Source organism: Arcobacter sp. ISO1 (assembly GCF_058105185.1).
This window is the reverse complement of the sequence record NZ_CM176573.1, coordinates 1831778-1857114: the sequence shown is the minus strand read 5'-3', so window position 1 is coordinate 1857114 and position 25337 is coordinate 1831778. Positions and strand designations below refer to the sequence as shown.

Below are 25337 nucleotides of genomic sequence, written 5' to 3'. Positions count from 1 at the left end.
ATGATAGATAAAAAGTATGAATTTTATATATTCAGTCTATTTGTGACAATGTTTATGTCTTTTGTGATTTCAGGAGTATTGGTATTTGTAAATTTAGGGTTTTTAAGTGATTTTATATCTATATGGTTTCATGCCTGGATAAAAGCATGGATAGTGGCTTTTCCTAGTGTGCTTTTTATTATACCTATTGCTAGAAAATTAGTAAGTAAAGTAGTGAAACAATAAAAGGGGAAATCCCTTTTATTGTACTATAGAATACTTTTTAAGTATAAATATCTACCATAAGAATCTAACTCTTTTAAATAAAATTAAGTCAATAACTTTTAAACAAGCATAAACACTTAATAAACTATATAAAGCTATTCTTAAATCATCAAAAATTATACCTGCTAATATAACAATCACAATATCCATTATAATTATAATATTAGACTCTTTTATCTCACTATTATTAGCTATGATTTTTGCAATCACTGCTAAGCCACCAGCAGCAGTGTCACTTTTTATAACTATTGCAATACCTAGACCAACAAGAGAACCTCCAATAATTGAAGCATAAAATTGATCTATTATTAAACCTTTATATCCTAGGAACTCATATATAAAATCAACAGTAAAAGAAGTTATACAAATAGAAAATATTGTTCTAAATGCAGATTTTTTATTGACATATTTAAAACACAATAAAATTAAAGGAGCACTAATACAAAACATTAGTAATCCTAATTGCATTTTCAAATAATAATTTAATACAATAGCAAGACCAGGAGGTCCTCCTAGTGCTATATTATTTGCTGCAAGAAAAACAGCAACTCCTATAGAAAGAATAATAGCACCAGTTAGAACATATATATATTTTTCAACTTCATTCATCTCTTTCAAAAACTAAACCTTAATTTAAAAAATCACAATTTTAAGTATTCCAAGATGGATCTAGTTTTGATATAAGTCTATAGTAAGCAGGCCATTCAGGGAATCTAACCTCAGCTCCTGCTTGTGCAGCTCCCCCTTCAAACTGTTCTCTTGTTCTTAAAATTGCATCTTCACTTGCTTGAATTAACTTTTCCCCTGTAGACATTGCTTTTATTTGAACTTTACAACCTTGTATTAATTGGAACATTCTATGAAAAGCCCATACTACACTATCTCCAGTTGTAATAACCCCGTGATTATGTAACATGATTGAGTGTTTATCCTCACCCATTGCTAATACTAATCTTTCTTGCTCACTTTCATCTAAAACTATTCCTTCAAATTTATGATATCCAAGTCTTTCATGGAATTGATATGATTCTTGCATCAAAGGAATAAATCCACACTCTAAAGCACTAACTGCTTGTGTATCAGGATTATGAGTGTGTAGAACACAACTTATATCTGGTCTTGCTTTGTGAATAGCAGAATGAATTACAAATCCTGCTTTATTTACTGGATAGGGACTATCATCTATCTTTTCACCATCTAAATTTATTTTTACTAAATTTGATGGTTTAATCTCACTATATAATAAACCAAATGGATTTATTAATACCTCTTCTGTTCCTGGAATCCTATATGAAATATGATTATAAACTTGTGTAGTCCAACCATAATAATCAACCATTCTATAACATAAAGCCAAATCAACTCTAGCTTGCCATTCAACTTCACTATAACCTTTTGGTATTTGTTGTGTTTTAAAAATATCTTTCATCATATTACCTTATTGTGGTCTTTCACCCATTATTGTTGTTCTATACATCTCTCTTCTAAATCCTTCATAATCATTAAAAGCTTGATGTAAACAAATTCTATTATCCCACATGATAAATGTTTTTGAATACCATTTTAATCTACAACAAAAAGCCTCTTGTGTTGCAAAATCTGATAAGAAATTGATTAAAGGCATCGATTCAGCCTCTGTCATACCTTCAATTCCACAAGCATAAGTTTTATCCACAAAAAGTGCCTTTTCCCCTGAGACTGGATGAGTTCTAACTATAGGATGATATGAACCTTTAATCATATTTTGAGTATTAACATCAAACTCCATATTTCCAAAGTTTTTGATTTCACCTTTGTTGTTTTGTTCTGAATAGATTTGCTCAACTACTCTTTTTCCACTCATCCAAACTTTTAATGGAGCTATCATCTCTTTCATAGCATCACTTAGACTATTATATGCAAGTACATTGTTTGCATATAATGTATCTCCACCATAAGGGGGCATATCCTTTCCATAGTTGAATGCAACTGCAGGTGGGGTTTCTAAAAATGCAGAATCTGTATGCCAACCACTTCCAAATACCATCTCAGTTTTTGTACTAGCTTCTTTAATAACTGGTTGAATATCTTCATGACCTTCTACACCTTTTGTATAGGCATCAGTTCCAAACTCACCAAATCTAAGTGTAATATTTTCATGATCAGTAAATGAAATATCTTGATCTCTAAAAATGATTAGTTTATGTCTGTATAAAGCATCTTCAATTTCATTTTTAGTCTCATCATCAAAATTACTTAAATCAACACCACTAATCTCTGCACCCATAGCTGCTGAGATTGGTGTAACCTTTATATTTTTATACTCTTTTGCACTATTATTAAATAATCCAATTGGATGAACAATACTTCCCATAATAAATCCTATTCGTTTTCTTTTATTGCACGTCTAGCTTCATCTACAAGTTTTTGACCATCAAGTCCTTTTGTATTAACTTCATTAATCCATCTTGTAACAACTCTTTCTCCAGCTTCATTAAATTTTTTCATTTGTTCAGAGTTTAACTTTACAACCTCTCCACCCTTTGATTTATTTTGTAATTTAATACCTGGTTTTTCAACATCCATCCAAAGTTGACCTAACTCTTTTGTTTTTTCTAGACCAGTGTTATTTTCAATAACTTCTTGTAGCTCTTTTGGTAATTTGTTAAATTTATCTTTATTCATTAAAAATAAAAATACTGATGTTCCAAATCTATCACCATCTTCACCTTCAGCCGAATATTGAGTTATTTGGTGAAATTTAAATGGAGCAAAGACTTCAAATGGAAAGAATGCTCCATCAATTGCTTTTTTAGATAATGCTTGAGGAACTGCTGGAAGTGGCATTCCAACAGGCTCCGCCCCATACTCTTCAATCAACCATGCACCAGTTCTTGAAGGTGATCTTAATTTAAGCCCTTTTAAATCAGTTACATCTGTAACTTTTTTATCAACCATATGAAGTGCATTTCCAGCTGCAACATATACAACTAATGGTTTAACATCTTTGTAATCATCCTTAATCATGTCAAAGTTTTTTTCAATTGCTACAGATGTTGCAACACCATTACCTTTGTGTACTGTTGGTAGTTCGTACACTTCAGTTCTTTGAAAAACTCCAGGGGTATACCCCGCAACTGTCCAAACAATATCAGCTGAACCATCTCTTACTTGTTTATATAATTCATTTGGTTTACCACCCATACTCATTGATGGAAAAATTTCTACTTTTAATTTTCCATTTGATTCTTTTTCAATTTTTTCTGCCCATGGCACAAAAAACTTTGTATGTGCTGGTGACTTAGAACTTAAAAAGTGGTGTAGTGTTAATGTTGTAGTTTCATTTGAAGCATACAATGAACTACTTAATAGTAAAGCTCCTAAAACACTCAGTGTTTTACTTTTAATTGTTAAATTCATTCTTTTCCCTTTTAATAAATTTAATTCAGTATAACGATTAAAAACAGAAAATAGAAGGCAAATTTTTAACAATTTCTGACACTATTTTAACATTTTGATAAATATTCTTTTGGGGTTAAATTCTCATATTTTTTAAAAAATTTTGCAAAATATGAAGGGTTTTCAAACCCTAATTCATAAGCTATAGTTTGGATTGTTTTGTTTCTTGTTACAATCTCTCTCTTGGCTTCTAGAATTAATCTTTGGTGAATCATTTGAGTAATAGTAGAACCTGATATTTTTTTAACAATCTCATTTAATCTTTTTGTAGATAAATCCATCTTTCTTGAATAAAAATCTGCATTTTTTTTCTCTTTATAGTTTTCTTCAATTAGATTTTTTAAAGTGATCAGTTTTTGAAAATTAGAATCAAGTTTTTGTTGTGATTCTGGTTTTAATTCTTCCATATAATAAAGTAGTGTTTCAAGCAATGATCTTAAAATTGAATTATTTTGATTTTCTTTATGATACTCTTTTTTTAAAACATCCATTATTGGGAAAAGTGTAGAAAAGTTATCTGGGTCAAAAGTAAGATATGGTTCACAATCAGGATTGAATAGTTTATGTAAAATCTTTTTTATATTGTTACTATTTTCTAGTAAAAATGGTTCATTAAAGTTTATGATGTATCCATCATATTCATTATTGTATTTTTTTATATTCCATTTATGAGTCTGATTTGGATAAATAAAATATATTCGTCCTTTTTTTAAAGGGTATTTTTCAAAATCTATATCATGGGTTTGATTATCATCTTTTGATTCAGTGATAATAACTATTTCATAATATCTATGTCTATGAATAGGAATAGTCCTATTCATACACCTTTGTTTTATAATAGAAATTCTAATTTGTTTTTCATATGTAATTTCATAACTAGGAATTTCTTTTAGATTCATCTTTTATCTTTTACTTTAAATCTTCAAATGGAAGTCCAACATACTGCTCAGCAATAACTTTTCTTCCAGCTTCACTATTTAGGAAAAATTCTAACTCAGACCCTTCCATTTTTTGTTGATAGAAATCTTTATCATCACCAAAGTTATGTAAAAGATCAGTTAACCACCAAGAAAATCTTACACCATGCCAAATTCTTCTAAGTGCTATTGGTGAGTATTGTTCAATACACTCTTTATCACCCTCTTTATAAACTCTAGTTAAAATCTTATATAAAGTAGATACATCTGAAGCTGCTAGGTTAAGTCCCTTTGCACCTGTTGGAGGTACAATATGTCCTGCATCACCAACTAAAAATAAGTTTCCATATTGTAATGGCTCACAAATAAATGATCTAGTTGGAACAATACTTTTTTCAATACTAGGTCCTGTAATTAAACTATCTCTAGCAGATTCAGGCATTCTTTTTTTGAACTCTTCCCAAAATCTCTCATCTGACCAATCTTCAATTTTTTCTGTAACTGGAACTTGAATATAGTATCTTGATCTTGTATATGATCTCATAGAAGCAAGTGCAAAACCTCTTTCAGTCTTTGCATAAATAAGTTCAGGGTTAATAGGAGGAGTATCACTCATAAGTCCTAACCATCCAAAAGGATAAACCTTTTCATATTCAGTTCTAACATCAAGAGGAATTGTTTGTCTTGAAACACCATGGAATCCATCACACCCAGCAATATAATCACACTCTAATTTAAATTGCTCTCCATCTTTTTCATAAGTAATATATGGATTATCTGATTTTACATCATGTGGTTGAACATCATTTACTTCATATACTGCTTCGATTCCCCTTTGTTCTCTAGCTTCCATCATATCTCTTGTAATATCAACTTGACCATATACGATTACACTTTCGCCTGTTAATTCAGTTAATTCTATTTTAGTTCTTTTATCGCCAATAGAAAATTCAACTGCATCGTGAACTTGACCAATAGTGTCCATGTTGTGTGCAACGTCTGCTTCTCTTACAAGTTTTGCAAAACCTTGTTCTAAAACACCTGCTCTAATTCTACCAAGAACATATTCACCTGTAACTCTCTCTAAAATCACAGACTCAATTCCTTGTTTATGTAATAATAAACTTAATAATAAACCAGAAGGTCCAGCACCAATAATTGCTACTTGAGTTTTGTTAGTTTTCATCTTTTCCCCTTTTATTTTTATTCATTATAAAAGCTTTTTGTTCCATATAAAATACTAATGTTCCTCTATATGGGACAAAAAAGCAAATTTTACGGGAATTTAGTATAAAATATAGGAAATTTATGAATTTTGGAGTATTTATATGAACAAAAGTTCGAATCTATCTTCAGTTGAAAATGCACTGAAAATATTAGAATGTTTTACAATTGATGATACAGAAAAAAGAGTAACTGAGATTTCAAATGAACTTGGATTGGCAAAAAGTACAGTGAGTCGTCTTTTAAAAACTTTACTAAACCAAGGTTATGTAAAAAAGAATCCTACTAATCAAAAATACTCTTTAGGAAATAAAGTATTAACTTTATATAGCTCACTAATGTCTAATATGGAAATAGTAAAAGAGGCTCATCCATATCTAGAAGAATTAGCAAAAGAGACTTCTGAGTCTGTTCAACTTGCAGAACTGGATAATAAAAAAGTTATCTATATGGAGCAGATAAAATCTAGTTTTCCTATACAGATTTTTGCTCATATTGGAAGAGTTAATCCAGTTCATTGTACAAGTTCAGGAAAACTATTACTTGCTTACCAAGATTTTCAAACTATAGAAAGTATTTTGAGTAATGGATTAGAAAAATTTACTCCTTATACAATAACAGATGAGAATAAATTAAAAAAAGAACTTTTAGAAATAAGAGACTTAGGTTACTGTTATATTGAAAATGAGTTTATTGATGGAATTGTTTCAATAGCTGCACCAATACGAGATTATAATAAAAATGTAGTAGCAGCAGTTTCACTTGTGGGACCTATTCAAAGAATAAATGGAACTAAAGCTCAAAAATATATAAATAGAGTAGTTCAGACTGCAAAAGATATATCTTATAGTATGGGTTATATGTATTAGTGAAATAAGTTAGGATAAAAAGGGCTTTATATCAACTTAATATCCTATCATAAAAAGTGTAGTGATATTAGGTTATTTTATATGTTATTCATATATAATGTACTACTAATAAATAGTTAGCTTAGTAAAAAAGGTTATAATTTTATGTCTAAAATTCCAAATCTCACAAAAGATCAAAAAGAAAAATTGGCATTATTGGAACCACAACTTAGATCTTGTGTTAAGTATGCTGATCTGGATAAAGCAAAAAAAATAACAGCACAAATACAAAATCTTCTCAGACCAACAGGGCATGAAACAAGGCTGTTACAAGCAAAAAACTGGTTATATGAAACAGCTATGGAAGCAGGTAACTTAACATTCGCAAAAATGGGATTTGAAGGAACTATCAAAAAAAGCTCTGCTAGTACCAGACTACATCTAGAAGCAACTTCTTTACTCGCGATTTGTTATCTTAGAGAGCACAATACAGAAAAAACTCGTGAACTTATTATCAAAGCTGTTCAGAATATCAACAATATAAAATCAGATGATAGAAGAAAACAATTTCATCAGAGACTTTTGAGAGGTTGGAAGAAGAGAGTATCTTAATCGGGCTTGTGGATAGAACCTCTCCGTCACTTGACATTGAAAAAGTTGATAAAGAAACTATCGCTCTTGTTATGAGCAAAACAGAAAGTCAAATTCTATTAGAATTGGGTAATGCTATCCCAAAAAAAGTTATTAATTTACTTACGGAAGTTCGTGATGCTTATCAGCATCAATTACCTGGCCCAGATAGAAAGTTTTTACCACCACCTATAACAGAAGATACAAAAGAAGAACTTGGAAAAAGAGCTAGTTCTGCACTAAAGCATGTTGCGTGGAAAGCTTTATGTAATTCCAACAGTGACATTTATAAAGCATGGACTCAGGGTCTTTCTGTAGTTTATGATAAGAAATATATTACTGGTGCAATTGTAGCTTCTTTTAATTCTGTAAGTATTTCTGTGACTATGATTGCTGCAAGTGCTGCTGCCCTTGCCATTAAGTTTGGTGCAGAGGTATTTTGTGAAATGTTTGCGCCTAAATCAATGATGATAGATAGAAAAGAAAAAAGCTAACAAATCAGTGGAGCCAATAAATTTCCCTACGGGCAATTTATTGGCTCATTTTAAACGTTATACATAGAATAGAAAAAAATAAAATGATAGAACCAAAAAAATGTAAAGATATGAATGATATAAGATCTGCAATAGATGAAATAGATGCAGACATTGTAAAACTGATTTCAAAAAGATCAAAATATGTACATGAAGCATCAAAATTTAAAAAAGATGAAACGGCAGTAAAAGATTCCAATAGAGTAGTTAAAGTTATTGAATCTAAAAAAGAATTAGCAATTAAATATGGAGCATCTCCAGAATTGATTGGAGATATTTATAAGATGATGATAAACTTTTTTATAAAAACAGAATTAGAAGAGTGGAATAAACGACAAAATGCATAACAAATATTTCTCAACTCAAACCTTATCTCAACAAACCAAATAAAATAGACTAAAAAAGTCTATTTTATTTTAGTGAGTTAATTTTGCTAATTGTATAATCATATTATTAGCTGTATCTTCATTTAGTGGTTTTTCATATGTTGTAAGAAGTTCTCTTGCTATAATATTTGCACCTAAATGTTGAAACATCATTCTCATAGCTTGAAGCCCTTTAGCTCCTCCACCTCCACTGTGAGTTGCTACTGCTACAACTTTTTCATTAAAAGCATCTCTCCAATTATCAGTTGCCCTTGAAGTCCATGCCATAGCATTATTTAGTACTGGTGGCATAACTCCATTGTATTCAGGAGCAACCACAATAAAAGCCTTCAAATCTAAAATTCTCTCTGCCAAATATTTTGCAATCTCAGGCACACCATTTTTTTCTTCCTCTTTAGTACTATATAAAGGTAAATCTAAATCAACCAAATTGATAAGCTCAACTTGACACCCCTGCTCTATTGCTAACTCTTCAAGTTTTAATGCTAATTTTTGATTATTCCCTGAGCTTGCAACTAATATTCCTATTTTAAACATCATAATTATCCTTCTTTTATACCTGAGTTAATCATAAACTCTTCAACTTGATTCCATGTAAAGTTTTTTTGTGCATTTACATGTCCAAACATTTGATTTCTTTGTTGAGAAGTTAAATAATATCTTTCATATAATTCAACTCTTCCCCCAAGTGCAGACCCTGCAAAATCCCAAGCGATTCTAAATATTTGTGCTCTCTCTTGTGCACCTTCATCATTTGCACTTGGCATATATTTATTTAATAAATCTTTCATATCAGGATTTGAATATGACCCTATAGTTGGCGTTGCAAGTAAATTGTGACTTCCTATTGTTTTTATAATATCATTTACTCTTATCATCCAAGCAGGCATATTTGCTATTAAAGCTCTCATTGGACTTTCATCAAAGAAAAATGCACCATTACCCCAGTCATGAGCTCCTTCCATCCCTGCTTTTATTGAAGACCTTGTCAATTGTGAATAAGACCAAATCTCACCCAACATCATAATAACTTCAGGTCTTTTATCTGTTTTGATAATTTTTGCCATTCTATGGCATAAATCGTAGGCAAACTCCAATTTAACAGCTGCTCTAATTCCAGTTTGTTGAGTGATATTTCCATATCTTCCTAATTGATCGATTACAGTTTTATTATAAAATGCTAAATCTCCATCCATAAATACTCTATTTAGTGGAATCTCAACATTATCAAAAATCACATAAGCATCTTGCTCATCAAATCTAGAAGAAAATGGTGCATCTTGAATTGAAGCATTTACTTCATAATGATCTCTACAAACCATAATTACACCCTTTGTATTTACTGGGATAGAAAACATTAAAGCATGATCTGCACTTCCATTACTAGTAATTGGGGCAGAAGGATAAACAAACAATTCATCTGCAAATGGCCCAAGTGTTGCTAAAATTTTTGCACCACTTACAACAATACAATCATCTCTTCTTTCAACTACTTTAAAAGCCACTTCCCCATTTATACCATCTAAATCTGGCTGACTCTTATCTGGTTGTGGTTGGATAATTGTGTGAGTTAAAGATAAATCTTTTTCAAGTACTTCTCTATAAAATGCTTCTAAATTATCTGCCCATTGATTGTGTCCAGCTTTTCTAAAAGCATCAGTTCTACTTACATAACCTGTTAATGCAACATTACAATAATCAGGTGTTCTACCTAACATACCGTTTGAATATTTAGCAAGCCTTTCAAAACATTTTGCCCTTGCTTCTAAATCTTCTTTGTTTTTAGGCAAAATTAAACTTGCAGTCATAAGTTCACCTGTAACTTCATCAGTAACTAAACAATCATCAGAAAATTTTTGTTGCCAATCAAAATAACCTGCCATACCTTGCAAAGAGCCTTTAAAAGATGGATGTTCAAATAGATTGACTTTTTTACCATCAATCCAAATTTCTCTTTCATCTTTTAAACCATCTAAATATTGTTTTCCATTTCTTGCTGCCATAATATTTCCCTTTTTTTATTAATTAGAACATTTGTTCTAAAACTATAACTACTTAATTTTTAAAGTTCGCTTAACGTACAAAAGTTACAAATAAGCTTAAAATAGCATTAAAATAGCATTTTTTTAAGAAGTATAGATATATAGGTAGTTTACTAGTAAGATAAATTTTTAAGTCAATTTTTATGAAAAAATAAATTTGTAAATTTTTTAAGATTTTTAGAATTTTCTTGTTTATTTATTAGTGGTTAGTTTATTTATTTTCTTGTGTATTAAGTCAATTGAAGTTATTAAAGTAGATTTTTCCAAACCTTTTTGTGTGTGATAAGGTTTTAGTGTATATAAAAGATTTAGTATTCCATGAAGTTTTCTAAGGTTTTCATCTTCAACTTTTGTAAATATCCAGTAAAGTTCCCACTGTGAACCTATAACCCAAGTATTTGAACAAACAAATTGAAGCTCTTCTTCATCTAAACTTATCATATATCCATATTTTGATTGGTGTAAAAAAAGATGTTTCAACTCTTTGGCTTTTTCTAAAACTCTTTTTTCTATTGTTTCTTTTACTTTTGGATATGTTTTATATAAGTTACTAATTTCTAATCTTAAAAAGGCACATTTTTTTTCTAATTCCATTTGTGTTGAAAAAAGTGAATAATAATCAAAGGGTAAATCTGTATCATCATTAATAGAAGTTAAATGACTACTAATAGATTCCATATAATTTTCATAAATAGCAATAATAATCTCTTCTTTATTTTTAAAATAATAATATAAATTCCCAACACTAATACCTAAGTCATCAGCTATATGTCTAGTTGAACTATTCATACATCCTTTTTCATTAAATAGTTTTGTTGCAGTTTCTAATATATCGTCTCTTCTAGTTGACAATTTTTACCTTAAAATGAGAATTATTGGATTTTAGCTAGATGAAGGATAAAAGAAGATTAATCTTCTTCTTTTATCATTTGTTTTAATACTCTTCTTGCAAGTTTTCCACCTGCATCGATGTCTAAACTTATTAGACTTCTATTTGGAAATTTCTCTAGATTTTTTTGTTGAAATTCTAAAACTTCTAAATCTTCTTCAAAAATTCCACCCTGACCTTTTAAAATATCTTGAGTTAGTTGATCATCTTCTGGATTAAAGTTTCTAGCCATACCCCAAAAATACCACATAGAAGTTTCACTTTGTGGAGTCATAAAATCTACAACTGTACATCTTACTTTGTCTTCTTTTGGCGCATCTTTGCCACCTTTGTCTTTTAAAGCTACTCCCACATCAATTAAAACTGCCCCAGGTGGTACAAATTTTGATTTTTGCCATCTATCAACTTTTTTTGTTGGGTCAAGTTTATTATGTCCCATACACATTTGCCAAAAAGGAGGTGCTACTATATCATTCATATATCTACTTGTTACCACAAACCCATCTTCATAATCAGTAGTAACTGGACTTTCATCTATCTCTTCTTGACCTATACTTGAACCATGAACATATTTTTCATGGGTTAAGTCCATTAGATTATCAATCATAAATCTATAATCACATTTGATATCAAAAACTCCACCTGCATATGCCCACTCAGGATTATCATGCCATTCTAGATATGGGATTAAAGATTCATCAGCTTTTTCTTTTTCACCTGGCCAAATCCAAATAAACCCATATTTTTCAACAACTGGGAAATATCCTAAACATGGTATCTTTTTAGGGTCTTGTCCAGGCATTTCAATAATTTTACCCTTACACCCAGCTTTTAAACCATGATACCCACAAACAAGGTCACCATTTTCTATAAAACCTAAAGACATTGCTGCACCTCTATGGGTACAAAAATCTTCTAAGGCTACAACTTTACCCTCTTCATTTCTATAAAAAACTATATTTGAAAGACATACCTCTCTTGCAAAAGGTTTATCTTGAATCTCTTCTGATGTAGCTGCTACATACCATGCATTTTTTGGGAACATAACTATCCTTTCAAATTTTTTTGATACCATGAACTTATAGCTTTTGCAACAAGTTTAGGTTGTTCACATGGAGCCATATGACTCGCATTATCAATTACTACTAAATCACTTTTGTTTAGATACTCTTGCATCTTTTCATGTTGAGAAATGGGACTCCATTTATCTTCTGTAGCACTTAATAGTAGAACAGGAACTTCTACATTAGGTAAAACTTCTCTTGCATCAGGTCTATTTAGAAGTGCATTTATTTGTTTGCTAAACTCTTCTTTGTTATAAGTTTTAACCATATTTTCAAGTTTTGACATCAAATTTTTATTTGACAATCCTTGATTACCCATCATTGGAGGAAGCCATTGTTTTAAAACTGAATCAATCCCTTCTTTATCAGCAAGGTCAAGAAGCTTTTGTCTTCCAGGAACTTCTGCATCACTTTTTGGATTAACACCAGTATTAAAAAGACCTAAACCTTTTACTCTTTTGGGCTCTGTATTATAAACCTCAAGGGCAACTCTTCCACCCATAGAATGTCCTATTAAAATAAAATTTTCAGGTGATTCATCTAAAACCTTTTTTGCCATAGATTCAATAGAGTCATACCCTTTAAATGAAATCATAGTAATATCAAAACTATCTTCTAACTCTTTTTGGATATCTTCCCAAACTGTTTTATCGCACAAAAGCCCTGATAGAAAAACAATTGAATCTTTAGATTTCATAATCAAATCCTATTTTGTATTTGCATTAATAGCTTTTCTTGCTTCATTTACAAGTTTTTCTCCATCAATGCCTTTTTCTTTAACTTCCTTAATCCACTTTTGAACAACTCTTTGACCAGCTTTGTCAAACTCTTTCATCGATTCTTCACTCAATGCAGTAACATCTGAATCTTTTGAAGATTTTTGTTTTTCAATTCCTGGTTTTTCAAAATCCATCCATAATTGACCAGCTTTTTTTACCATCTCCATATCTAAACTTTTTTCAACTATATCTTGTAAATCTTTTGGCATAGAATTAAATTTATCCTTGTTCATTAACATAATAAATACTGAAGTTCCAAATCTAGAATCATTTGGTCCAACAATTGAATGTTTCGTTAAATTATGAATTTTAAATGCAGGGAAAATCTCAAAAGGAACCAATGCTCCATCAACTGCATTTTTTGATAAAGCTTGAGGTAGTGTTGGTAATGGCATACCAACTGGTTCTGCACCAAACTCTTCAATTAGCCAGCCACCTGTTCTTGATGGAGTTCTTAGTTTCAATCCTTTTAAATCATCAATTGATTTAACTTCTTTTTGTGTTGTATGAATTGCATTACCAGCATGAACATAAATTAATAAAGGTTTTACATCTTTATAATCATCTTTGATTAGATCAAACTTCTCTTTTATTGCAATTGATGTAGCTAAAGATGAACCTTGATGAACAGTTGGAAGCTCAAAAACCTCAGTTCTAGGAAAAACTCCTGGTGTATAACCAGCTAATGTCCAAATTATATCAACTGAACCATCTCTTGCTTGTTTATAAAGTTCAGTAGGTTTTCCTCCAAGTGTCATTGAAGGAAATACTTCAACTTTAATTTTTCCATTAGACATCTCTTCAACTTTTTTAGCCCAAGGCATAAGTAACTTTGTATGAGTTGGAGCTTTTGGACTATGTAAATGATGTAAAATCAACTTTATAGGCTTTTCATTTGCATATAAACTACTTGCAAATAATGATAATCCCATAACCGTTCCTAAAATCTTCATCTTTATATTTGACATTTTCTATCCTTTATTTTTCTAAGAATATATTTTTAAAATAATTCTCTAAATCATCAGTTGCATCTAATGGTAAGATATCTCCAATATGTTGGTCTGGTCTAACTATTAATATACACCCTTTATCTTTATCAACACCCCTTAAATCGAAAATATTCTCTCCTTCTTTATAATTTGGACAATATGCCTTTTCATAATCTTTTAATCCATAAACACCAATAGCAGGTCTTAAAAGTGATGGGATTTTTTCAAACTCAATCTCTTGGTGAACTTGTTGGAAAATTCCATATGTATCAATCACTGAATCTAAAGCATCACCTTTTTTAGTATATTTTAAGATTGGTGAATTTGGATTGTTTTCTAAATAATCACAAAGTTTGTGAACTGCTGAATTTTTGTCATTTGGATTTGATCTATCATTAAAAATATATAATTTAAATCTAGTATCAATTTTAATAGTCTCTAAAAGTTCTATTTTTTTAGCATCTGCTAATCTTATAACTGGTGCACTATGTAATCTTTCCCCTACTTCAAACCCACTTGCTAATACTTGGTGAGTTCCTTTTCCAGTCAAAATTGATGCTTGGTATTTAACTGTTAAACCAGCAGTAAATCTTCCACCTTCAATAAAGTGACTTTTTACATTAACTGTTTTGTTATCAACAGGAGCACTCATAACTCTTGCCCATTTGTGGTCATAATCAATTAAACCTTGTGCGGCTAATTGTCTTTCATCTGAATATGTATGTAATAATGAAGCATCACATTTACCTAATAAAACCGAAGCTAATTTCCATCCTAAGTTAAATGTATCTCCCATAGAAACATTCATACCTTGACCAGCTTTCGCACTATGAGTATGGCAAGCATCCCCTGCAATAAAAACATGGGGATTAGAATCACCTGTTAAATTTGCTTCAACATCATCAAATCTGTCAGTTACACTATGTCCAACTTCATATACAGACCACCATGCAGTTTCTTGAACATCAAAAGAATAAGGAGCAAAAATTTCACTTGCTGCTTCTTTTAATCTGTCTAAAGTGATTTTTTTACTATCTCCTCTATTTTCTAATTTATCAAGTTCAACATATATTCTTGTTAGTTGTCCACCTTCTCTTGGAATTAAAAGAATATTTCCTTTCGGAGATTTGATAATATTTTTAAATCTTAAATCAGGAAAATTGGTTTTAACTAAAACATCCATAACTCCCCATGCTTGACCTTCTCTATCCCCATGAAGTTCTCCACCAATTGCACTTCTTACTATACTTCTTGCACCATCACAACCAGCTAGGTATTTAGTTTTTACAGTTTTTTCTATCCCATTACAATCAATAGTAACAACTACTGGATACTCGCTATCATTTTTGTCAAAAGCAACAGAAACTAAAGAATGTGAATAATCTACTTCTAATCTTGTAGGAGAATTTTTCATAACTTCCATATATAAATCATGGATTCTACCTTGATTAAGTACTGTATGAGGCATATATGAAATACCATCTTTTACATCTTGTACTTTTGCATCTCTAATAATTTTATTAGAGTCACTTGAGTCAGGCTTCCAAAAATGAGTTTCATTTACCCAGTATGCTTCTTTTAAAACTTTTTGAGAAAATCCAAATGCTTCAAACATCTCCATAGATCTACAAGATACACCATCAGCTTGACCTAAATACATTGGTTCATCTTTTCTTTCAACTAGTCTAGTTTTAATCTCTGAAAACTGGGCTAACTGTGCAGCTAAAGTTAATCCAGCAGGACCAGAACCTATGATTAAGACATCTAACTTTTCTGGAAGTTCCCCTTGCTCTCCTTCAAACCCATTTGCTACTTTTTGAATCTCTGGATTCCCTCTATGAAAACCGTTTACATGAAATTGCATTATCTTCCCCTTTTAAAATGTCCCATGTTAAAAGGGACCTTACTTTTTTAACTACTTTTATCCGATTGAGTAAATCAATCGTAAAATAGCAAACCCTAAAGAAGGCAACGAGTTACCTTTTTTATTTTTTTGTTGTATATACAACACACTTAAGAAATGGTAACATGTTAAATTTTAAAGTACGCTTAACGAACATAAGTTCTTTTTAAGGAAAAATAGCAATAAAATAGCATTTTTTAAACTAAAAAAAGAACTTTAATTTCTTTTAAGAATGTATATGTAAAAGTTTCGTTTTTAAAAGGATTTTAATGACATCAAAATTAGGCAAATCTGTTGGTATTGTTGTAACAAATACTGCTGTTTTATTAAATAGTTCTATAAACAAAAAACTACACCCATTTGGTATAGCAATAGAACAAAGAGCAATATTAGAGATAATTATGAATAAAGGTAGTTTAAAACAAGCAGAATTAACAACTATTTTATGTAGAGATAGAACAACAATATCTAGGACACTTAAAACTTTAGAAAACAAAGACTATATAAAAAAAGAAAAAATAGATAATAAAGTGTTTATTATTACATTAAGTGATAAAGGGATTGATGTAATGGAAAAAACTCAAGATATAGTAAATGAATTTAGAAGTAAAATTTTATCAAACTTCACAGAAGAAGAGATTGAGAATTTATACACATATTTAGAAAAGATTCAAGATATTGTTAAATAAGGACAAGGATATAACCTTGCCCTAAAGTCTTAATATAATAATATATTAGAATTTATAAGTTAAATATAGTTTAGCTATATCCATAGTGTCATCATTGTTTGCTGGTAAATCTAAATCTACATGAGCTACTTGTAATCTTGCAGATAAACCATCTAACGCACCTTTAAATTTGTATCTTAAGTCAGCTTGAATTTCAGATGCTCCATCCATATTAGTTCCAGATACTGTTTGTCCTTTATCTGTTTGTGAATATGATGAAAATGCAAATAATGTAAATACATTAGGAATAATTTTAGGAATAAGCATTAAAGAAGTTGAAGTCATACCTGCATAAATATTATCTGTAAACATTTGTCCACCATTATATTTAAAGAAGTGAGGAACATGTCCTAATGCACCTAAGAATGAATTATCATCAGATACTTTTGTATATGCAATTTTAAATGCTGTATTAAATACTTTACCACCTAATTTTACTCCATATAATGAAGTTTCACCTTTTCCACCATTTGTTGTCTCATTTGTAGCTCCAATTGCTACATCACCATCATAATCTGTTCCAGCATAATAAGCTCCAATTGATAATGGCATATCTACTGGTAATTTATAATTTCCTTGTACAAAATATGTAGAATATGCATCATTAGTTGCTCTTGGTGCATCTAAAGGATTTCCAATATCATCATTTACTGCTAAGTATTGCCCTTCTAAAGTCAAGTTTGGAATTGATGTATTTTTTACATATAAAGATAATGTTGGATCATCAAAATTTGTTTTTCTTGCACTATTTTCTGCACTATATCTTTCAATCCATTTTTTAATCACATATGCTTTAATTTCTGTATTTCCAATATCTTTTGAAACTACTGATAAAGCTTCAAATGTATCTTTTAATGGATTTGAGTTTGAAACTGCTATTAAAGGTGTAACAATCCCTTGTCTACCTACTTTTACTTCAGTTTGTGCAATATTATATTGTAAGTTTGCAATATATAACATTGAACCTTCTTGAGTAATTCTTCCTTCACCCTCTTGATTCCATGGTGCACCTGTTCCTTCTGCACCTGATTGCTCTATTTCTAAACTTCTTGCATGTTGAAAACCAACATTTGCTTTAAACCCATAAAAATCACCTGTTGTGTAGTTTAATTGTAAAGCTACAGCAGAAGAGTTAGCATTTCTATATGGCCCTACTAAAGTTGAATTAACATCAGAAGCCATAACTGTCATATTTCTAACCTCACCAGAAACTTTCCCTCCTGATAATGCTTCTACTAAAGAACCTGCGTTTGCACTTATTCCCAATGCACTAACTGCTGCTAATGCTAAACTTACTTTCTTAACCTTGAACATAAAATTTCCCCTTGTTTTATTTTTTGAACACTTGTGCGATAACTTTAACAATAGTTTTTTTAAAGTTCGCTTAACGGACATAAGTTCTTTTTAAGCAAACATAGCATTTACATAGCATTTTGATAAAATCATAATTTTTTACTGTTTTTTCAATGATTTCGTAATTCTAAATTTTCCTCTAAAGTCCTTTTATAAGGCATTTTAATTAGTATTAATTGAAAAAAAATATTAGTGTTTATTTTTTTAATTTATGGATTTTTTTGATAAATTTAAAGATTTTTTTGAAAAAAGAAACAAATAATCGTTTTATTTTTGAAGTTTTTTTATAATATTACTTAATATTAGTATTATTTTATCTAATTTTTATTTATTATTTACAGTATAAGTTTAAACATAAACTTATACTGTTTTAAATATCTATCCAGCTAAAAAGTGTGGCATAAATAATACAATCATTGGTAATAGTAATAAAACTCCAATTCTAACTATTTCTGCCAATAAAAATGGAATAACTCCAATAAATGTCTCACTCATTGGTACATTTTTTGCTACTTTAGAAATAATGAATACATTTAAACCTACAGGAGGAGTAATTAGACCTAATTCAACGGATATCAGGGCAAGTATTCCAAACCATATTTTTAAATCTTCATTGTCCATTCCAAAACCAGCAGTTGATGCTGTTACATACTCTCCACCATTTAATGTGATTAGTACAGGCCAAATAAATGGAATAACTACAAGAATCATTGCCATTGAGTCCATAAAGAAGCCAAGAATTAAAAATATTAATAAAATCAATATTAATATAAGCCATACATTCATATCAAGTGTTGATGTCCACTCTGCGATTCCTTGAGGAAGGCCAGACCTTGTAAAAAAACCTTTTAAAACTTCTGCTCCAAATAAAATGAAATAGATCATTGCACTTGTTACACCAGTTTCTAAAATACTATTTTTTAATCTTGAAATAGTTAGACCTTCACCTTTACCCTTTTTAATTCTTAAATATACTCCATACATTGCAATAATAAAAGCACCAGCCGCAGCTGCTGGAGTAGGAGTAAATAATCCTAGACCAAGACCAAGAATAATTGAACCAAAGGTTAAAACAACAGGAATTAATCCCCATAAAGCTTTATTTCTTTCCTCTTTACTTAGAGGCTTTGAAAGCGGTGCTAACTCAGGTTTTAATTTAACTTGAATAACTATTACCATTATGAAGAATAATACTGCTAATAAACCTGGTAAAATTGCTGCTTGGAACATCTCAATAATTGAAGCTTCAACTACAATTGAATATAAAATTAAAGCAATTGAAGGTGGTATTAAAATTCCAAGCGTTCCACCTGCAGCTAAAGTACCAGTTGCAAGTCTAGGAGAATAATTTAGTTTCTCCAATTCTGGCAATGCAATTTTTCCCATTGTAGATGCTGTTGCTAATGATGAACCAGAAACTGCTCCGAAACCGGCGCAAGCTCCAATTGATGTTATTGCTACTCCACCTTTAAATCTACCAAGTAGTGCATTCATTCCTGCAAATAAATCTTTTGCAAGCCCTGTATAATTTGCTAGATATCCCATCAATATAAATAATGGTATAACTGATAGATTATAATTTGCCAAGTTTTCCCATAATAAACTTTTGTATTGCATAATATATGGTTCAAATCTAATATAAGAAACATTAACTGATAATACATAAGTTCCTATTATTCCTGTAAAAGCCATTGCAAAAGCAACCCTAGCTTTTAATATTAAAAGTAAGAAAAATAAGCCTAAGCCTAATAAACCAATTAATTCTTTATCAGCCATCTATTTTTCCCCCTTTATGTAAAAATATTTGGAATGCTAAAACAACTGCCCATAAAGCAAGTGAAATAATTCCTGGTGCATAGAATGGCCATTCTGGCCAACCTAATGTAACTGAAACTGCACCATCGTCATATGATTCAATCATTCCCATAAACATAAGAATTGTTAAAAAAACCACAAAAACTAAAGTACAAGTTAACCACAACATATCAAAATATTGTTGCACTTTTGGTGAGAATTTATTTGCAAAAAAGTCTACTGCAACATGTCCCCTTTGAGCTTGTGCCCAAGGGAAAAACATTAAAGCAATACAACTTGTTAATAATCTAACCAAATCCTCATAACCAGAAAGTGCTGATACATTAGAATCAAAAATTCTAGCCATCTTGTCTAAACCAAATGCTGCTATATTAATCACTGTAGTCATAACTACAATAAAAAGTAAAATACCAGCTAAATAAACCCACCAAAGGCATATTCTTTTTAGCTTCCCCTCAAAATATAATCTTAATCTAGCTTGCATTATAAAACCTTATTTATTTGCTATTTTTAGAAATAGCCTTTCTAGCCTCATCTACTAGTTTTTGTCCATCAATACCCTTTGAAGTTGCTTCTTCAATCCATCTTTGAACCACTTGCTCACCTATTTTGTCAAATTTTGCCATCTCGTCTTTGCTTAATTTGTGAACTTTTCCACCTTTTGATTCATTTTGCATCTTCTTACCTGGTTCTTCAACATCCATCCAAATTTGCCCAACTTTTTTAACCATATCCATATCTACACTGTCAATTAAGATTTTTTGTAGCTCTTTATCCAATGATTTAAATCTATCTTCGTTCATAAGTAACATAAATACAGAAGTACCGAATCTCTCACCATTTGGCCCCTCAACTGAATGTTTAGTTAAATTATGAAACTTAAGTGCAGGAAACACTTCAAAAGGAATAAATCCTCCATCAACTACACCTTTTGATAGAGCTTGAGGAAGTGCTGGTAAAGGCATACCTACTGGCTCTGCACCCAATGCAGATATATACCATCCTGCAGTTCTTGATGGAGCTCTAAGTTTTAAACCTTGTAGATCTTCAACCGATGATATTTGTTTTTCAGTTGTATGAATTGCATTACCTGCAGCTGTATAAACCATCAAAGGCTTAATTTTATTAAAGTCATCTTTAATCAAATCCATATTTTCTTTAATTGCAATTGCAGTTGCAAGAGAATCACCAACATGAACAGTTGGGAGTTCAAAAACTTCAGTTCTTGGAAATACACCAGGAGTATATCCAGGAAGTGTCCAAACGATATCTGCAACACCATCTCTTACTTGCTTATATAGTTCAGGTGGCTTTCCTCCCATAGTCATCGATGGGAAAATTTCAATTTTTAATTTTCCTTTAGATGCTTCTTCAACTTTTTTTGCCCAAGGCTCTAAAAACTCAGTTTGAAGAGGAGCTTTTGGACTTAAAAAGTGATGAACTGTTAATGTCTCCGCTGCATAAGCTGAACCTGCTAATAACAATGTACTAACAAGAATGCTTCCCTTTTTAATTAGATTTTTCATGTCTTTTCCCTTTTTTCACTAATCTTTTATTACTTCATTGCTTTTTCTAAAGCATCTAGAACTTTCATTGCCGATAATGCTTGTTGTACACTTGCATTTGGTTCACGTCCATCTTTAATTGCTGAGATAAACTCTCTATCTTGTAACTCAATTCCATTCATAGAAACTGCAACATTTGAAACATCAATTTGCTCTTCTTTTCCCGTAAATAAATCATCATATCTAGCTATATAAGTTCCATTATCACAGATATATCTAAAGAAAGTTCCTAATGGCCCATCATTGTTAAATGATAATGATAAAGTACAAATTGTTCCTGATGCCGTTTTTAAACCAATACTCATATCCATTGCAATTCCAAGTTCAGGATTAATTGGTCCTTGCATTGCTTGAACATCAACAATCTCTTCCCCCGTTTGGTAAGCAAATAAATCAACTGTATGACAAGCATGGTGCCATAATAAGTGGTCAACCCATGATCTTGGCTCACCTAAGGCATTTGTATTTGTTCTTCTAAAAAAATATGTCTGCACGTCCATTTGTTGAATTTTTAATTCACCAGCCGTAATTTTATTATGAACATATTGATGAGATGGATTAAATCTTCTTGTATGTCCAGCCATAGCAACAAGTCCGGTCTCTTTTTGTTTATCTACAATTGCTTGGGCATCTGCTAATGAATCAGCCATTGGAATTTCAATCATTACATGTTTCCCTGCATCCATTAAAGCGATTGCTTGTTGCGCGTGAATTTGAGTTGGACTAGTAATAATTGCTGCATCAAAATCATATTTTAAAGCATCTTCTAAAGTAAGTACATAATTTGGAACATTAAATTCTTCAGCTACTTTTTTTGTACCCTCTTCTCTTCTACCAACTAAACAAACTACCTCAGCACCCTCAATATTTGATATAGCATCTAAATGTTTTTTTCCAAAAGCTCCATTTCCTACAACACAAATTTTCATACTAGTCCTCCTTATTTTCTAAAATTGTTAATGAATAATTAGTATTCGAAATTGGTACGTGCATAAATCTATAAACTTCATTTACTTCTTTGTCTAATGCGCCTCTCATTGTTAACCACATAATTGCCTCAGCACCTTCACTTCCTGTTTCTCTAATCAATTCAGTTACTGAGATATCTTTTATAGATTCTGGATCTTTTACTAAATTATCTAACCACCAAGTGTCATAATTAACATTAATTAAACCTGCTCTTGGTCCTTGTAATTGATGTGATAATCCACCTGTTCCCATAATTGCAACATTAATATCTTCAGGATAAGATTCAATAGCTTCTCTAATAGCTTTTCCTAAGTTGTAGCATCTATTTCCTTTTGGTTGAGGATATTGAACAACACCAACATATAATGGGATAAACTTACAAGGCCACTCTTCTAATTCTTCACCAAATGCTAAAGAAGCGGGAACAGAAAAACCATGGTCTACATCTAATTCAAATGACATAGCAACATCAAACTCTTTTTCATTAAAGTGTTCTGCTAAATGACAAGATAAAGCAGAGTCCCCTTTAAAAGTTGGAACTTTTCTTCTTCCATATCCTTCATCAGCAGGTAAATACTCATCAGCAATACCAAGTCCAAAAGGTATTACATTTTTTAATGAAAAGTTTGAACCATGGTCATTATAAACAATAATACAAACATCAGGTTTTTTCTCTTTCATCCATGCTCTTAAAGGCTTAATCCCTTCATTAAATGGTTCCCAATATGGACCAGTCATCTCTTTATTGTCCATTTTAAGCATAATTGTTGGTATGTGTGAAGTACCTATTCCTCCGATTATCTTAGCCATTTTTCTTCTCCTCATTCTCTTTTATACTTCTATTTCCTTCAATTGGTCTTCCACCATCAATCATCATTTGCTGAAATTGCTCAGTTGTCATTTTATTTGGTTCTTCAGACATCATTGCTCCAGCTTGTTGCATATGTACACCTAAAGTTGCAGCAATTTTCCATAAATAATAGATATTTCCACCTAATTCAAGAAGGTAGTTTAAATCTTTTCTTCTAATACCATCTTTCATCTCTTCTGTTAATTTAGGAAATCTACTCATATATTCTTCTTCATCAGCTAAAAAAGCTTCCCTTGCATCAGGTTTATTTAAAGTGTCACAAAATTTATTTAATTCATAACCTTTTACACAAGTTTGTAAGTCAAATACAATTGTCCCAGGTATATCTTTATAATCTCTTTCTTCATAATTACCCATAATTAAATCCCTTTTTCTTAATTAAAATGTTTTTGAATATGTTGATTAATTCTAGGATAAACTTTTCTAATGTTATCTTCGAATATCATTTTTTTCTTTTCATCACTAATCTTTGCATTATCAATATATCGCTTTGTATCATCAAAATAATGACCTGTTAAAGGATCAATTCCTCTAACTGCTCCAATCATTTCAGATGCAAATAAAATATTATCAGTAGGAACTAGATCTAATAATAAATCAATACCCTCTTGATGATATACACAAGTATCAAAATAGATATTATTCTCAATTATACTATTTAAATTATCTAAGTCTAACATGTCACAAAGACCTCTAAATCTACCCCAGTGATATGGTACTGCTCCACCACCATGTGGAATAACAAATTTTAACTCAGGAAAGTCTTTAAATAGTGTTTTACTCATCATAAGTTGAGTAAAAGCAGTTGTATCAGCACCTAAATAGTGTGATGAAGTTGCATGAAATACTGGGTTACAACACCCACTTACATGAATCATAGCTGGGACCCCATACTCAACCATTTTCTCGTATAATGGATACCAATATTTATCATCTAATTTAGGTGCATCATTCCAATATCCACCAGATGGATCAGGATTTAAATTACATCCAATAAATCCATACTCTTTTACAACTCTTTCAAGCTCAGCTGCACTTGCAGTTGTATCATATCCTGGAGACTGTGGAAGTTGTGCAACACCAACAAAGTTTTTAGGAAAAATATCAACTATTCTTGCAATAAGTTCATTACAATGTTCAGACCAGTTTTTACTTGTACTTTGATTTCCTATATGATGCCCCATCCAAGATGCTCTTGGAGAGAAAATTGTCAAATCAGTTCCTCTTTCTTGTTGCAATTTCAACTGGTTTTTTTCAACACTCTCTCTTAACTGCTCATCAGTGATATTAATAACACCCTTTGCATGTTGTACTAAAGGATCAAAACTTAACTCTTTTTTTTGCTGTTCTCTGTAGTCACCTAACTCTTTAGGTCCAGTTGTATAGTGCCCATGGCAATCAATAATCATATTAATATTCTCCTTTCAATTGAGCTTCATTGTCAAAATATTTAAATCCTGCGGCTTCTAAACCTGGTCTCATTTTATATAGATCTAGTCCTAAAACACCTTCTTCAAACTGTGCTCTTTTTTCACCTTCATAGTCTTCTCTTTTTTGAGCGGCATCAGCAACTATTTTTGCATCTTCTTGTGCAACAATACAAATACCATCATCATCAGCAACAACAACATCACCTGGATTTACTATTTGACCAGCACAAACAATAGGAATATTAACTGAACCTAAAGTATTTTTTACAGTTCCTCTAATACTTACTGCTTTTGACCATACTGGAAAATCCATCTGCTGTAAATCTTTAGTATCTCTAACTCCACCATCAATAACAAGACCTTTTACACCTTGTGCAATAGCAGAAGTTGCTAGTAAATCTCCGAAAAATCCATCAGTATTTGGAGTTGTACAAGCAGCAATTATAATATCACCTGGTTGCGCTAACTCCATTGCAACATGAAGCATCCAGTTATCACCTGGTTGTAAAAGAACAGTAATAGCTGAACCAGCTATTCTTTTCCCTTTTAATACAGGCTTTAATTCAGGATGAAGTTCCCCTACTCTTTTTTGTGCTTCATGAACTGTAGCAGCTCCAAACTTTTCTAATCTTTCAATCTCTTCTTTTGGTGCTCTGTTTATATTTTTAACAGCTACACCTAATTGTTGTTTTCTAATCAT

General features: G+C 31.0%; 28 protein-coding genes. 6 read left to right on the top strand and 22 right to left on the bottom strand.

The genetic code is table 11. The features are described 5' to 3' along the window. Positions 1 to 225, top strand: a complete 225-nt coding sequence (locus tag AC2TY9_RS09145) for a DUF2798 domain-containing protein (protein WP_489777125.1) — start codon at positions 1 to 3, stop codon at positions 223 to 225. Between the two features lie 51 nt (positions 226 to 276). Here the strand turns inward: AC2TY9_RS09145 and AC2TY9_RS09140 are convergent, their stop codons facing one another. From AC2TY9_RS09140 to pobA, 6 genes are all read right to left on the bottom strand, one after another. Next, complete coding sequence (locus tag AC2TY9_RS09140) at positions 277 to 873, bottom strand: YitT family protein (protein ID WP_489780423.1); 597 nt, start codon at positions 871 to 873, stop codon at positions 277 to 279. Positions 874 to 913: 40 nt separating this feature from the next. Further along, on the bottom strand, positions 914 to 1693 hold the full coding sequence (locus AC2TY9_RS09135) for a class II aldolase/adducin family protein (protein ID WP_489777123.1): 780 nt from the start codon (positions 1691 to 1693) through the stop codon (positions 914 to 916). Between the two features lie 9 nt (positions 1694 to 1702). Next, positions 1703 to 2617, bottom strand: a complete 915-nt coding sequence (locus AC2TY9_RS09130) for a TauD/TfdA dioxygenase family protein (RefSeq protein WP_489777121.1) — start codon at positions 2615 to 2617, stop codon at positions 1703 to 1705. 8 nt (positions 2618 to 2625) lie between these two features. Continuing rightward, positions 2626 to 3663 carry a TRAP transporter substrate-binding protein gene (locus AC2TY9_RS09125; RefSeq protein WP_489777119.1) on the bottom strand — a complete coding sequence of 346 codons (1038 nt, stop codon included), beginning with the start codon at positions 3661 to 3663 and terminating at the stop codon, positions 2626 to 2628. Positions 3664 to 3749: 86 nt separating this feature from the next. Continuing rightward, a complete protein-coding gene (locus AC2TY9_RS09120; protein WP_489777117.1) occupies positions 3750 to 4601 on the bottom strand; it encodes an AraC family transcriptional regulator in 852 nt (283 codons plus the stop codon). 10 nt (positions 4602 to 4611) lie between these two features. Continuing rightward, positions 4612 to 5805: a 4-hydroxybenzoate 3-monooxygenase gene (pobA, locus tag AC2TY9_RS09115; RefSeq protein WP_489777115.1), complete on the bottom strand. Its 1194-nt coding sequence runs from the start codon at positions 5803 to 5805 to the stop codon at positions 4612 to 4614. Between the two features lie 142 nt (positions 5806 to 5947). Between pobA and AC2TY9_RS09110 the strand changes: the two genes are divergently transcribed. The 4 genes from AC2TY9_RS09110 to AC2TY9_RS09095 all read left to right on the top strand — a co-directional run bounded on the left by AC2TY9_RS09110 (position 5948) and on the right by AC2TY9_RS09095 (position 8201). Then, entirely contained in the window at positions 5948 to 6712 is a 765-nt protein-coding gene (locus AC2TY9_RS09110) for an IclR family transcriptional regulator (protein ID WP_489777113.1), read from the top strand. 144 nt (positions 6713 to 6856) lie between these two features. Then, positions 6857 to 7303: a hypothetical protein gene (locus AC2TY9_RS09105; RefSeq protein WP_489777111.1), complete on the top strand. Its 447-nt coding sequence runs from the start codon at positions 6857 to 6859 to the stop codon at positions 7301 to 7303. A gap of 104 nt (positions 7304 to 7407) precedes the next feature. Beyond that, positions 7408 to 7815, top strand: a complete 408-nt coding sequence (locus tag AC2TY9_RS09100) for a hypothetical protein (RefSeq protein ID WP_489777110.1) — start codon at positions 7408 to 7410, stop codon at positions 7813 to 7815. Positions 7816 to 7898: 83 nt separating this feature from the next. After that, complete coding sequence (locus AC2TY9_RS09095) at positions 7899 to 8201, top strand: chorismate mutase (RefSeq protein ID WP_489777108.1); 303 nt, start codon at positions 7899 to 7901, stop codon at positions 8199 to 8201. A gap of 69 nt (positions 8202 to 8270) precedes the next feature. On the opposite strand, the gene AC2TY9_RS09090 is transcribed toward AC2TY9_RS09095, so the two are convergent. The 7 genes from AC2TY9_RS09090 to AC2TY9_RS09060 all read right to left on the bottom strand — a co-directional run bounded on the left by AC2TY9_RS09090 (position 8271) and on the right by AC2TY9_RS09060 (position 15867). Beyond that, positions 8271 to 8780, bottom strand: coding sequence for an NADPH-dependent FMN reductase (locus AC2TY9_RS09090; protein ID WP_489777106.1), 510 nt, complete (start codon positions 8778 to 8780; stop codon positions 8271 to 8273). 2 nt (positions 8781 to 8782) lie between these two features. Beyond that, on the bottom strand, positions 8783 to 10243 hold the full coding sequence (locus AC2TY9_RS09085) for a 4-hydroxyphenylacetate 3-hydroxylase N-terminal domain-containing protein (RefSeq protein ID WP_489777104.1): 1461 nt from the start codon (positions 10241 to 10243) through the stop codon (positions 8783 to 8785). Between the two features lie 231 nt (positions 10244 to 10474). After that, positions 10475 to 11134 (bottom strand): TetR/AcrR family transcriptional regulator, encoded by a 660-nt coding sequence (locus AC2TY9_RS09080; protein WP_489777102.1) that lies wholly within the window; start codon positions 11132 to 11134, stop codon positions 10475 to 10477. A gap of 56 nt (positions 11135 to 11190) precedes the next feature. Beyond that, positions 11191 to 12216 (bottom strand): aromatic ring-hydroxylating dioxygenase subunit alpha, encoded by a 1026-nt coding sequence (locus AC2TY9_RS09075; RefSeq protein ID WP_489777101.1) that lies wholly within the window; start codon positions 12214 to 12216, stop codon positions 11191 to 11193. Between the two features lie 2 nt (positions 12217 to 12218). Then, positions 12219 to 12932 (bottom strand): alpha/beta fold hydrolase, encoded by a 714-nt coding sequence (locus AC2TY9_RS09070; RefSeq protein ID WP_489777100.1) that lies wholly within the window; start codon positions 12930 to 12932, stop codon positions 12219 to 12221. A 9-nt stretch (positions 12933 to 12941) separates the two neighbouring features. Further along, on the bottom strand, positions 12942 to 13982 hold the full coding sequence (locus AC2TY9_RS09065) for a TRAP transporter substrate-binding protein (protein WP_489777099.1): 1041 nt from the start codon (positions 13980 to 13982) through the stop codon (positions 12942 to 12944). A 10-nt stretch (positions 13983 to 13992) separates the two neighbouring features. Then, positions 13993 to 15867: an FAD-dependent monooxygenase gene (locus tag AC2TY9_RS09060; protein WP_489777098.1), complete on the bottom strand. Its 1875-nt coding sequence runs from the start codon at positions 15865 to 15867 to the stop codon at positions 13993 to 13995. Between the two features lie 308 nt (positions 15868 to 16175). Between AC2TY9_RS09060 and AC2TY9_RS09055 the strand changes: the two genes are divergently transcribed. Beyond that, on the top strand, positions 16176 to 16595 hold the full coding sequence (locus tag AC2TY9_RS09055) for a MarR family winged helix-turn-helix transcriptional regulator (RefSeq protein WP_489777096.1): 420 nt from the start codon (positions 16176 to 16178) through the stop codon (positions 16593 to 16595). Positions 16596 to 16640: 45 nt separating this feature from the next. On the opposite strand, the gene AC2TY9_RS09050 is transcribed toward AC2TY9_RS09055, so the two are convergent. From AC2TY9_RS09050 to ligK, 9 genes are all read right to left on the bottom strand, one after another. Next, positions 16641 to 17948 (bottom strand): OprD family outer membrane porin, encoded by a 1308-nt coding sequence (locus tag AC2TY9_RS09050; protein WP_489777094.1) that lies wholly within the window; start codon positions 17946 to 17948, stop codon positions 16641 to 16643. A gap of 417 nt (positions 17949 to 18365) precedes the next feature. After that, positions 18366 to 19763, bottom strand: a complete 1398-nt coding sequence (locus AC2TY9_RS09045) for a TRAP transporter large permease (RefSeq protein ID WP_489777092.1) — start codon at positions 19761 to 19763, stop codon at positions 18366 to 18368. Next, entirely contained in the window at positions 19756 to 20286 is a 531-nt protein-coding gene (locus AC2TY9_RS09040; RefSeq protein WP_489777090.1) for a TRAP transporter small permease, read from the bottom strand. The genes AC2TY9_RS09045 and AC2TY9_RS09040 overlap by 8 nt, the downstream gene beginning before the upstream one ends. Positions 20287 to 20299: 13 nt before the next feature. Further along, complete coding sequence (locus AC2TY9_RS09035; RefSeq protein ID WP_489777088.1) at positions 20300 to 21328, bottom strand: TRAP transporter substrate-binding protein; 1029 nt, start codon at positions 21326 to 21328, stop codon at positions 20300 to 20302. 29 nt (positions 21329 to 21357) lie between these two features. Continuing rightward, on the bottom strand, positions 21358 to 22296 hold the full coding sequence (locus AC2TY9_RS09030; protein ID WP_489777086.1) for a Gfo/Idh/MocA family oxidoreductase: 939 nt from the start codon (positions 22294 to 22296) through the stop codon (positions 21358 to 21360). Between the two features lies 1 nt (position 22297). After that, on the bottom strand, positions 22298 to 23146 hold the full coding sequence (locus AC2TY9_RS09025) for a class III extradiol dioxygenase subunit beta (protein WP_489777084.1): 849 nt from the start codon (positions 23144 to 23146) through the stop codon (positions 22298 to 22300). Then, entirely contained in the window at positions 23139 to 23564 is a 426-nt protein-coding gene (gene ligA / locus AC2TY9_RS09020; RefSeq protein ID WP_489777082.1) for a protocatechuate 4,5-dioxygenase subunit alpha, read from the bottom strand. Before ligA ends, AC2TY9_RS09025 begins: the two co-directional genes overlap by 8 nt. A 17-nt stretch (positions 23565 to 23581) precedes the next feature. Further along, positions 23582 to 24616 (bottom strand): amidohydrolase family protein, encoded by a 1035-nt coding sequence (locus AC2TY9_RS09015; RefSeq protein WP_489777080.1) that lies wholly within the window; start codon positions 24614 to 24616, stop codon positions 23582 to 23584. A 1-nt stretch (position 24617) separates the two neighbouring features. Beyond that, complete coding sequence (gene ligK, locus AC2TY9_RS09010; protein ID WP_489777078.1) at positions 24618 to 25337, bottom strand: 4-carboxy-4-hydroxy-2-oxoadipate aldolase/oxaloacetate decarboxylase; 720 nt, start codon at positions 25335 to 25337, stop codon at positions 24618 to 24620.

Excerpts from the sequence above, each read along its gene's own strand:
- AC2TY9_RS09105 (WP_489777111.1), top strand. The coding sequence starts at position 6,857 with ATGTCTAAAATTCCAAATCTCACAAAAGATCAAAAAGAAAAATTGGCA.
- AC2TY9_RS09095 (WP_489777108.1), top strand. The coding sequence starts at position 7,899 with ATGATAGAACCAAAAAAATGTAAAGATATGAATGATATAAGATCTGCA.
- AC2TY9_RS09145 (WP_489777125.1), top strand. The coding sequence starts at position 1 with ATGATAGATAAAAAGTATGAATTTTATATATTCAGTCTATTTGTGACA.
- AC2TY9_RS09060 (WP_489777098.1), bottom strand. The coding sequence starts at position 15,867 with ATGCAATTTCATGTAAACGGTTTTCATAGAGGGAATCCAGAGATTCAA.
- AC2TY9_RS09045 (WP_489777092.1), bottom strand. The coding sequence starts at position 19,763 with ATGGCTGATAAAGAATTAATTGGTTTATTAGGCTTAGGCTTATTTTTC.
- AC2TY9_RS09075 (WP_489777101.1), bottom strand. The coding sequence starts at position 12,216 with ATGTTCCCAAAAAATGCATGGTATGTAGCAGCTACATCAGAAGAGATT.
- ligK (WP_489777078.1), bottom strand. The coding sequence starts at position 25,337 with ATGATTAGAAAACAACAATTAGGTGTAGCTGTTAAAAATATAAACAGA.
- ligA (WP_489777082.1), bottom strand. The coding sequence starts at position 23,564 with ATGGGTAATTATGAAGAAAGAGATTATAAAGATATACCTGGGACAATT.
- AC2TY9_RS09015 (WP_489777080.1), bottom strand. The coding sequence starts at position 24,616 with ATGATTATTGATTGCCATGGGCACTATACAACTGGACCTAAAGAGTTA.
- AC2TY9_RS09055 (WP_489777096.1), top strand. The coding sequence starts at position 16,176 with ATGACATCAAAATTAGGCAAATCTGTTGGTATTGTTGTAACAAATACT.
- AC2TY9_RS09110 (WP_489777113.1), top strand. The coding sequence starts at position 5,948 with ATGAACAAAAGTTCGAATCTATCTTCAGTTGAAAATGCACTGAAAATA.
- AC2TY9_RS09065 (WP_489777099.1), bottom strand. The coding sequence starts at position 13,982 with ATGTCAAATATAAAGATGAAGATTTTAGGAACGGTTATGGGATTATCA.
- AC2TY9_RS09135 (WP_489777123.1), bottom strand. The coding sequence starts at position 1,693 with ATGAAAGATATTTTTAAAACACAACAAATACCAAAAGGTTATAGTGAA.
- AC2TY9_RS09125 (WP_489777119.1), bottom strand. The coding sequence starts at position 3,663 with ATGAATTTAACAATTAAAAGTAAAACACTGAGTGTTTTAGGAGCTTTA.
- AC2TY9_RS09085 (WP_489777104.1), bottom strand. The coding sequence starts at position 10,243 with ATGGCAGCAAGAAATGGAAAACAATATTTAGATGGTTTAAAAGATGAA.
- AC2TY9_RS09090 (WP_489777106.1), bottom strand. The coding sequence starts at position 8,780 with ATGATGTTTAAAATAGGAATATTAGTTGCAAGCTCAGGGAATAATCAA.
- AC2TY9_RS09140 (WP_489780423.1), bottom strand. The coding sequence starts at position 873 with ATGAATGAAGTTGAAAAATATATATATGTTCTAACTGGTGCTATTATT.
- AC2TY9_RS09025 (WP_489777084.1), bottom strand. The coding sequence starts at position 23,146 with ATGGCTAAGATAATCGGAGGAATAGGTACTTCACACATACCAACAATT.
- AC2TY9_RS09030 (WP_489777086.1), bottom strand. The coding sequence starts at position 22,296 with ATGAAAATTTGTGTTGTAGGAAATGGAGCTTTTGGAAAAAAACATTTA.
- AC2TY9_RS09070 (WP_489777100.1), bottom strand. The coding sequence starts at position 12,932 with ATGAAATCTAAAGATTCAATTGTTTTTCTATCAGGGCTTTTGTGCGAT.
- pobA (WP_489777115.1), bottom strand. The coding sequence starts at position 5,805 with ATGAAAACTAACAAAACTCAAGTAGCAATTATTGGTGCTGGACCTTCT.
- AC2TY9_RS09120 (WP_489777117.1), bottom strand. The coding sequence starts at position 4,601 with ATGAATCTAAAAGAAATTCCTAGTTATGAAATTACATATGAAAAACAA.
- AC2TY9_RS09050 (WP_489777094.1), bottom strand. The coding sequence starts at position 17,948 with ATGTTCAAGGTTAAGAAAGTAAGTTTAGCATTAGCAGCAGTTAGTGCA.
- AC2TY9_RS09130 (WP_489777121.1), bottom strand. The coding sequence starts at position 2,617 with ATGGGAAGTATTGTTCATCCAATTGGATTATTTAATAATAGTGCAAAA.
- AC2TY9_RS09040 (WP_489777090.1), bottom strand. The coding sequence starts at position 20,286 with ATGCAAGCTAGATTAAGATTATATTTTGAGGGGAAGCTAAAAAGAATA.
- AC2TY9_RS09035 (WP_489777088.1), bottom strand. The coding sequence starts at position 21,328 with ATGAAAAATCTAATTAAAAAGGGAAGCATTCTTGTTAGTACATTGTTA.